This is a genomic window from Streptomyces sp. NPDC006265, from assembly GCF_040613555.1.
In the GTDB taxonomy this organism is placed as follows: domain Bacteria; phylum Actinomycetota; class Actinomycetes; order Streptomycetales; family Streptomycetaceae; genus Streptomyces.
In genome coordinates this window covers 1-7,482 of record NZ_JBEXSH010000438.1, presented here as the reverse complement: position 1 = coordinate 7,482, position 7,482 = coordinate 1, and the positions used below count along the sequence as shown (strand labels likewise).

7 protein-coding genes are annotated in these 7,482 nt (G+C 71.0%); 6 read left to right on the top strand and 1 reads right to left on the bottom strand.

Annotation, left to right across the window (positions count from 1 at the left end):
- From ABZ281_RS29510 to ABZ281_RS29490, 5 genes are all read left to right on the top strand, one after another.
- On the top strand, positions 1-262 hold a 262-nt coding region (locus ABZ281_RS29510), incomplete at its 5' end, for a LysM peptidoglycan-binding domain-containing protein (protein ID WP_356660346.1).
- Between the two features lie 527 nt (positions 263-789).
- Positions 790-1,560 (top strand): SDR family NAD(P)-dependent oxidoreductase, encoded by a 771-nt coding sequence (locus ABZ281_RS29505; protein WP_356660345.1) that lies wholly within the window; start codon positions 790-792, stop codon positions 1,558-1,560.
- 104 nt (positions 1,561-1,664) lie between these two features.
- Positions 1,665-2,783, top strand: coding sequence for an LLM class flavin-dependent oxidoreductase (locus ABZ281_RS29500; RefSeq protein WP_356660343.1), 1,119 nt, complete (start codon positions 1,665-1,667; stop codon positions 2,781-2,783).
- 90 nt (positions 2,784-2,873) lie between these two features.
- Positions 2,874-4,604 (top strand): D-aminoacylase, encoded by a 1,731-nt coding sequence (locus ABZ281_RS29495; protein WP_356660341.1) that lies wholly within the window; start codon positions 2,874-2,876, stop codon positions 4,602-4,604.
- Entirely contained in the window at positions 4,601-6,052 is a 1,452-nt protein-coding gene (locus ABZ281_RS29490) for an aldehyde dehydrogenase family protein (protein WP_356660339.1), read from the top strand. Before ABZ281_RS29495 ends, ABZ281_RS29490 begins: the two co-directional genes overlap by 4 nt.
- Before the next feature lie 6 nt (positions 6,053-6,058).
- On the opposite strand, the gene ABZ281_RS29485 is transcribed toward ABZ281_RS29490, so the two are convergent.
- Complete coding sequence (locus tag ABZ281_RS29485; RefSeq protein ID WP_356660337.1) at positions 6,059-6,451, bottom strand: nitroreductase/quinone reductase family protein; 393 nt, start codon at positions 6,449-6,451, stop codon at positions 6,059-6,061.
- A 108-nt stretch (positions 6,452-6,559) separates the two neighbouring features.
- Here ABZ281_RS29485 and ABZ281_RS29480 point away from each other — a divergent pair, with 108 nt between their 5' ends.
- Positions 6,560-7,372 (top strand): endonuclease/exonuclease/phosphatase family protein, encoded by an 813-nt coding sequence (locus ABZ281_RS29480; protein WP_356660335.1) that lies wholly within the window; start codon positions 6,560-6,562, stop codon positions 7,370-7,372.
- Positions 7,373-7,482: the final 110 nt, after the last annotated feature.

Here is a 7,482-nt window from a genome sequence, read left to right as displayed (position 1 = left end):
AGCCGTTGCCGCCATTGTGCGCGGCTTCGATATCCCGCCGGGCGGTATTCCCTGGAACGGCCTGCGGGGTCAGGTGCACGCCGCGTGTGGCACGGCCCTGCCCGAACTCGCCTGCCGGTACGGGACGAACGTCCCCTACCTCATGGCGCTCAACTTTCTGGACGAACCCGTGCTGAGCCCCGGCCAGAAGCTGATCGTCCCGGAGATGCCCGCCACCGGGGCCGCCACCGCGACGCCGTGCTCCGCGAACCCGTGGACCTGAAGCACGCAGCCGTCGACCGGGGGTCGAGGGTCTTGAAGGATTGAACATATTCGGCTGGGTGACGGTGTACTTGCCCTGGCCCTGTGCCGTCGTCGCCGACCAGGTGACCGGCGCCTTCCTCGATTCGGTGGCGTGGGTCGGCAGTTGGGGAAGTCGCGGGAGGCCCTTTCGGTCGGTCCGTCGAAGGTCTCGAAGTCCGTCTCGGCGAACTCGCAGTCGTCCGACGCGAATCCCGGTCCGGCGATCGGATGGCTGCCGAAGTGGAAGGCCGAAGTGGAAGATGGACTGCTGCTTGCCGTTGAGTGCCTTCACCCACATCGTCATGATCTGCTCGGGCGTCTCCTCGTAGGTGGCGTTCGCCCACGGCAGCAGTGCCGTGGCCACGGCTCCGCCGGTCACGATAGCCGATCCGATCGCGGTCCTGAGCGAGATTCGCCTCAGCTACGTCCGAAGCTCGCATCTGACGCATCGTCAGATATGTCGCTACGATGCGGAGTCCACCGTGTCCACCCGTGAAGGAGGCCGTAATGGGCAAGCTCGACGGACGGGTCGTCATCGTCACCGGCGCCGCACGCGGCCAGGGTGAGCAGGAGGCCCGGCTGTTCGCGGCCGAGGGGGCCCGGGTGGTCGTCGCGGACGTGCTGGACGACCAGGGCGAGGCCCTCGCCAAGGAGATCGGCGCGCGGTACGTCCATCTGGACGTGGGGCGGGAGGGCGACTGGCGGTCCGCGGTCGTCGCCGCCAAGGACGCCTACGGCCATGTCGACGGGCTCGTCAACAACGCCGGCATCCTGCGCTTCAACTCCCTCCTCGACACACCCCTCGACGAGTTCATGCAGGTCGTCCAGGTCAACCAGGTGGGCTGCTTCCTCGGCGTCAGGGCGGTCGCCCCTGAGATGGCCGACGGGGGCACGATCGTCAACACCGCCTCGTACACGGGCCTGACCGGGATGGCCGCGGTGGGCGCCTACGCCGCGACCAAACACGCGGTCGTCGGTCTGACCCGGGTCGCCGCCCTGGAACTGGCCGGGCGCGGGATACGCGTCAACGCCGTCTGCCCCGGGGCCATCGACACGGCGATGTCCAACCCGGCACGGCTGGACCCGGACGCCGACCTGGCGGAGACGGCGAAGGGCCTCGACCGGCTGTACCGCAAGCTGGTGCCGCTGGGCAGGGTCGGGCGGCCCGAGGAGGTGGCCAGGCTCGCGCTCTTCCTGACCTCGGAGGACTCCTCGTACATCACGGGGCAGCCGTTCGTGATCGACGGCGGGTGGCTGGCCGGCGTCAGCATCATCTGACGGCTCATCAGCTATTGACGCTCCCGGAGGCCGGTGGAACAGTCGGATCATAAATCTGACGGGCAGTCAGAAACGATGAACCGATCGTGGGGCGGTGAACCTCCTTGGAATTCGGCATCTTCGTTCAGGGATACGTCGGCAAGCGGGCCGAGACCGACCCGCTCGCCGAGCACAAGGCGCTGATGGAGGAGACCGAGTACGTCATCCAGGCGGACAAGTCCGGCTTCAAGTACGCCTGGGCCTCCGAGCACCACTTCCTGGACGAGTACTCGCACCTGTCCGCCAACGACGTCTTCCTCGGCTACCTGGCCCACGCGACCGAGCGGATCCACCTGGGCTCCGGCATCTTCAACCCGCTGGCCCCGGTCAACCACCCGGTGAAGGTCGCCGAGAAGGTCGCGATGCTCGACCACCTCAGCGGCAACCGCTTCGAGTTCGGCAGCGGACGGGGTGCCGGATCGCACGAGATCCTCGGGTTCATGCCGGGGGTGACCGACATGAACCACACCAAGGAACTCTGGGAGGAGACCATCGCGGAGTTCCCCAAGATGTGGCTCCAGGACGAGTACCAGGGCTTCCAGGGCAAGCACTGGTCGCTGCCGCCGCGCAAGGTCCTGCCGAAGCCGTACGGCGGGGCGCACCCGGCGATGTGGTACGCGGCCGGGTCGCCGCCGTCGTACGCCATGGCCGCGAAGAAGGGGCTCGGTGTGCTCGGCTTCAGCGTGCAGAAGGTCTCCGACATGGAGTGGGTGCTGGAGCAGTACAAGACGGCGATCGTCGACGCGGAGCCCGTCGGGGCCTTCGTGAACGACAACGTGATGGTGACGACCACGGCGATCTGTGCGCCGACCCATGCGGAGGCGGTGCGGATCGCCGCGAGCGGGGGGCTGCACTATCTGCCCTCGCTGGTGTTCCGGTACCACGACACGTTCCCGCGGCCCGAGGGGTTCCCGGTGTGGCCGGAGACGTTGCCCGAGTACACCGAGGAGTTCGTGGAGGTGCTGATCGAGGAGGAGTTGCTGATCTGCGGCGATCCGGACGAGGTGCTGCGGCAGTGCGAGCGGTGGGAGCGGGCCGGGGCGGATCAGCTGAGTTTCGGCCTGCCGGTGGGGGTGCCGAAGGAGGAGACGCTGCAGACGATCCGGTTGGTCGGGGAGTACGTGATTCCCAAGATCGATACGGATCCTGTTCATCGGACTTCGCGGTTCCGGCGGGGCGCCTGAGCATTCGTCGGCGGGCGCGGCGTTCGTAGTGGCTTGTAGCGCAGCTCCCCGCGCCCCTTGGGGGCATCCAGCTCAAGGAGTTGAGTGGTCATGCTCGATCACGTCATCAAAGGGGCGACCGTCGTGGACGGGTCCGGTGCGCCCGGCTTCATCGCCGACGTCGGCATCAGGGGCGGCCGTATCTCCGTCGTAGGGACGGTCACCGAGGAGGCACGGTCGGTCGAGGACGCCACCGGCCTCGTCCTCACCCCCGGCTTCGTCGACCCCCACACCCACTACGACGCCCAGCTCTTCTGGGACCCGTACGCCACGCCCTCGCTCAACCACGGGGTCACCACCGTCGCCGGGGGGAACTGTGGGTTCACGCTGGCGCCGCTGCATCCCGAGCGGCCCGGGGACGCCGACTACACGCGGCGGATGATGTCCCGGGTCGAGGGCATGGCGCTGGTGGCGCTGGAGGAAGGGGCGCCCTGGAACTGGCATTCCTTCGGGGAGTACCTCGACGCCCTGGAAGGGCGGATCGCGGTCAACGCCGGGTTCATGGTGGGGCACTGTGCGCTGCGGCGGTACGTGATGGGGCCGGAGGCGGTGGGCGGGCAGCCGAGTCAGGAGCAGCTCGCCGCGATGGTGCGGTTGCTGCGGGAGGCCATGGACGCCGGGGCGTGGGGGCTGTCCACCACCCAGTCGACCAGCCACTCCGACGGCGACGGGCAGCCCGTCGCCTCGCGGCACGCCCAGCCGGCCGAACTGCTGGCGCTGTCGCGGGCCGTCGGGGAGTGCGAGGGCACGCAGATCGAGGCGATCGTCGCGGGCTGTCTGGATCAGTTCAGTGACGCGGAGATCGATCTGTTCGTGGAGATGAGCGCGGTGGCGGGGCGGCCGCTGAACTGGAACGTGCTGACGATCGACGCGGCCGTTCCCGAGCGCGTGCCCCGGCAACTGCTCGCGAGCGAGCAGGCGAGGAAGGCCGGCGGCAGGGTCGTGGCGCTGACCATGCCGATCCTCACGCCCATGAACATGTCGCTGGGGACGTTCTGCGCGCTCAACCTCATCCCCGGGTGGGGGCCGGTACTCGCGTTGCCCGTGCCCGAGCGGATCGAGAGGCTGCGGGACCCGCAGGTGAGGGCCGAGCTGCTGCGGCGGGCCCGGTCCAAGGAGGCGGGTGTCTTCCGGCGGCTGTCGAACTTCGGGCGGTACGTCATCGGCGACACCTACAGCGAGGCCAACGCCGGGCTCACCGGGCGCGTGGTGAACGACATCGCCGAGGAGCGCGGGCAGGAGCCCTTCGCCTGTCTGGTGGAGATCTGCGCCAACGACGAGCTGCGCACGGTGCTGTGGCCGATGCCGACCGACAACGACCCGGCGTCCTGGGCGCTGCGGGCTCAGACCTGGCAGCACGAGGACGTGCTGCTGGGCGGGTCCGACGCGGGCGCCCATCTGGACCGGATGTGCGGGGCGCCCTACACGACCCGGTTCCTCGGGGACTGCCTGCGGGGGCGGAGGCTGGTCGGTCTGGAGCAGGCCGTGAAGATGCTGACCGACGATCCGGCCCGGCTCTTCGGACTGCGGGAGCGGGGGCAGGTGCGGGAGGGGTGGCACGCCGACCTGGTGCTGCTCGACCCGGAGCGGATCGACGCGGGCCCGGCCACCCTGGTGCACGACCTGCCGGGCGACAGCCCCCGGCTGGACTCCCGGGCGCTCGGCGTACGGGCCGTGTGGGTCAACGGGGTCGAGGCGATCCGGGACGACGCGGTGACCGGGGCCGTACCGGGCCGGGTGCTGCGCTCCGGGCGGGACACGGAGACGGTGAGCACGAGGTGACGGCACGGCAGTCGCTGTTCGTCGGCGGCTCCTGGGTGGAGCCGGACGGCGGGCGTTACGAGGTGATCGACCCGGCGGGCGAGCAGACCGTCGGGTGGGCGCCGGAGGCCTCGCGGGATCAGGTGCTCGCGGCGTGTGCCGCGGCCCGCGAGGCCTTCGGGCCGTGGTCGCGCACCGCCCCGGAGGAGCGTGCCGCGGTGCTCGGCCGGGCGGCGGGGATCATCGCCGGGCGGCTGACGGAGTACGCGGAACTGGCCCGGGCGGAGACGGGCGCGACGCTCGGCACCGCACGCGGCATGCAGGTCGGCGTCGCCGCCGCCCGCTTCCGTCGCTACGCGCGGGTGGAGCCCGCCGAGTGGGCGGTCCCGCCCCAGATCAACGAGGCCGGGCCGATGGGGAAGGCCGCTGTGATCGGCGCCCTGGCCGTCCGCCAGCCCGTCGGGGTCGTCACCTGCATCACCTCGTACAACAACCCCTGGGCCAACCCGGCCGGCAAGATCGCGCCCGCCCTGGCCATGGGCAACACGGTCGTGGTGAAACCCGCCCCGCAGGACCCGCTGTCGGTGTACCGGATGGCGGAGGCCCTGGAGACGGCGGGCGTGCCGCCGGGCGTGGTGAACGTGGTCAGCGGCTCCCGTACGGAGGTCGGCGAGGCGGCCGTGGCGTCGCCGGATGTCGACATGGTCAGCTTCACCGGCTCCACGGCGGTCGGGCAGCGCATCGCCGAGGTGTGCGGGCGGGGCATGAAACGGCATTTGATGGAGCTGGGCGGGAAGGGCGCGGCGGTCGTCTTCGACGACGCCGACCTCCGCTCGGCCGTCGCCGGGATCGGCACCACCTTCTCCTTCTACAGCGGGCAGATCTGCACGGCACCGACGAGGGTGCTGGCGCAGCGCGGGATCTACGACCGGCTGGTCGGGCAACTGGCCGCCTACGCAGGACGGCTGAAGGTCGGGGACCCGGGCGAGCGGGACACCGTGGTCGGGCCGGTGATCTCGGCGGCGCACCGGAACCGGGTGGAGTCGTACGTCGAACTGGGCCGCAAGGAGGGCGCGGTGGTGGTCGCGGGCGGCGAACGCCCGGACCTGCCCAGCGGCTTCTACGTCGCCCCGACCCTCCTGGCGGACTGCACCAACGACATGCGGGTGGTCCGCGAGGAGATCTTCGGGCCGGTGGTGGTCGTCGTCCCCTTCGACGACGAGGAGGAGGGCATCGCGCTCGCCAACGACACCGACTACGGGCTCATCGACTACGTCTGGTCGGGCGACGTGGCCCGGGCCTTCCGGGTGGCGCGGCGGCTGCGAGCCGGAGGCGTCGGGGTCAACACCGTCGGGCGGAACATGGAGGCGCCCTTCGGCGGCTTCAAGCGGAGCGGCGTCGGCCGGGACGTAGGCAGCTACGCGCTGCACGCCTACAGCGAGGTGCAGGCGATCGTCTGGCCGGGGTGACGCCGCTCAGGTGTCCAGGTCCACGCGAACCGTCAGCAGGTTCGTGCCGAGAGCCCGCACGCCCATGCCGTTGACCCGGGGCAGCTTCCGGAGCCGGGCCACCGGATCGTCGTCCGGCACGAGATGCGCGGTCCCCGTGTGCCACCGTCCGCGGATCCGCACCCGCACGCGCGGATCGGCCTTGATGTTGCGTACGTACTGAGACCGTTCGCCGAACTCCGACACCAGCCAGAAGGCGTCGCCGACGCGGCGGCCGCCCACCGGTGTCTGCCGGGGCAGCGCCGAGACGCGGCCCGTGGTCTCCAGGACCGTCTGGAGGGGCAGACGGCGCAGGATCGGGTTGAGGCGGCGCTGGAAGGCCGTGGTGGCGCGGAATCTCAGGTCGGTGCGGCGGGACATCGTCTTCGGGTCTCCTTCGCACGAAGCTCTCACGAATTCTGCAATCGGTCCTGCTTCAATGATCCCCGACGCGGCAACGAGGAGAGCGGGTGGCTGCGGGCGCGGATCGTGACCTGGAATCTGTGGTGGCACTTCGGGCCGTGGCAGACGCGGCAGAAGGCGATCCTCACGGCCCTGCGGGAGCTGCGGCCCGACGTCGTCGGACTGCAGGAGGTGTGGGCGGCCGACGGCGAGAACCTCGCCGAGTGGCTGGCCGGTGAGCTGGGCCTGCACTGCGCCTGGGGCGCCTCGCCCGCCCCGGAGCGCTGGCAGCGGCGGATCGGGGCCCGACGGTCGGCATCGGCAATGCGGTGCTCAGCAGGTGGCCGGTCCTCGACCAGGACGTGCTGCCGCTGCCCGCTCCCGCCGAGGACGACGACGGCCGCCTGGCCCTCTACGCCCGCCTGGCCGCTCCCGGTCACGAAGTGCCCTTCGTCACCGCCCACTTCACCTCCGACCCTGCACGCCTCGGCGGTCCGCTGCCGGCACGTCGCCGCGGTCGCCGAGTTCGTCGCCCGGCACCGCGGTGACACCCCGTTCCCGCCCGTCGTCACCGGCGACCTCAACGCCTGGCCCGACTCCGACGAGGTCCGTCTCCTCGGCGGCTACAAGACCGCCCCGACCGTGCCCGGGAAGGTCCTCGTCGACGCCTGGGAGTACGCCGACCCGGCCGCACCCTCCGCCACCTGGGACGCGGCCAACCCGCACGTGACGCCCGCCCGCAGGCCCGGCGGGCGCATCGACTACATCCACGTCGGCCCGCCCGGCCCCGGCGGACTCGGCCGCGTACGGGACGTACGGCGGGCCTGCGACGGCCCCGTGGACGGCGTCTGGCCCTCCGACCACACGGTGGTCGTGGCCGACCTGGAGCAGGCGACCTAGTGCCGCGGCAGGCAACGTTTGCCCGTTGAGGAGCGGCGTTTGGTGCGTGCTCTCGGCGTGCCGGCCGGAAGCCCTCGTACTGGACGTACGTGGGGTTTCGGCCGGTGCGG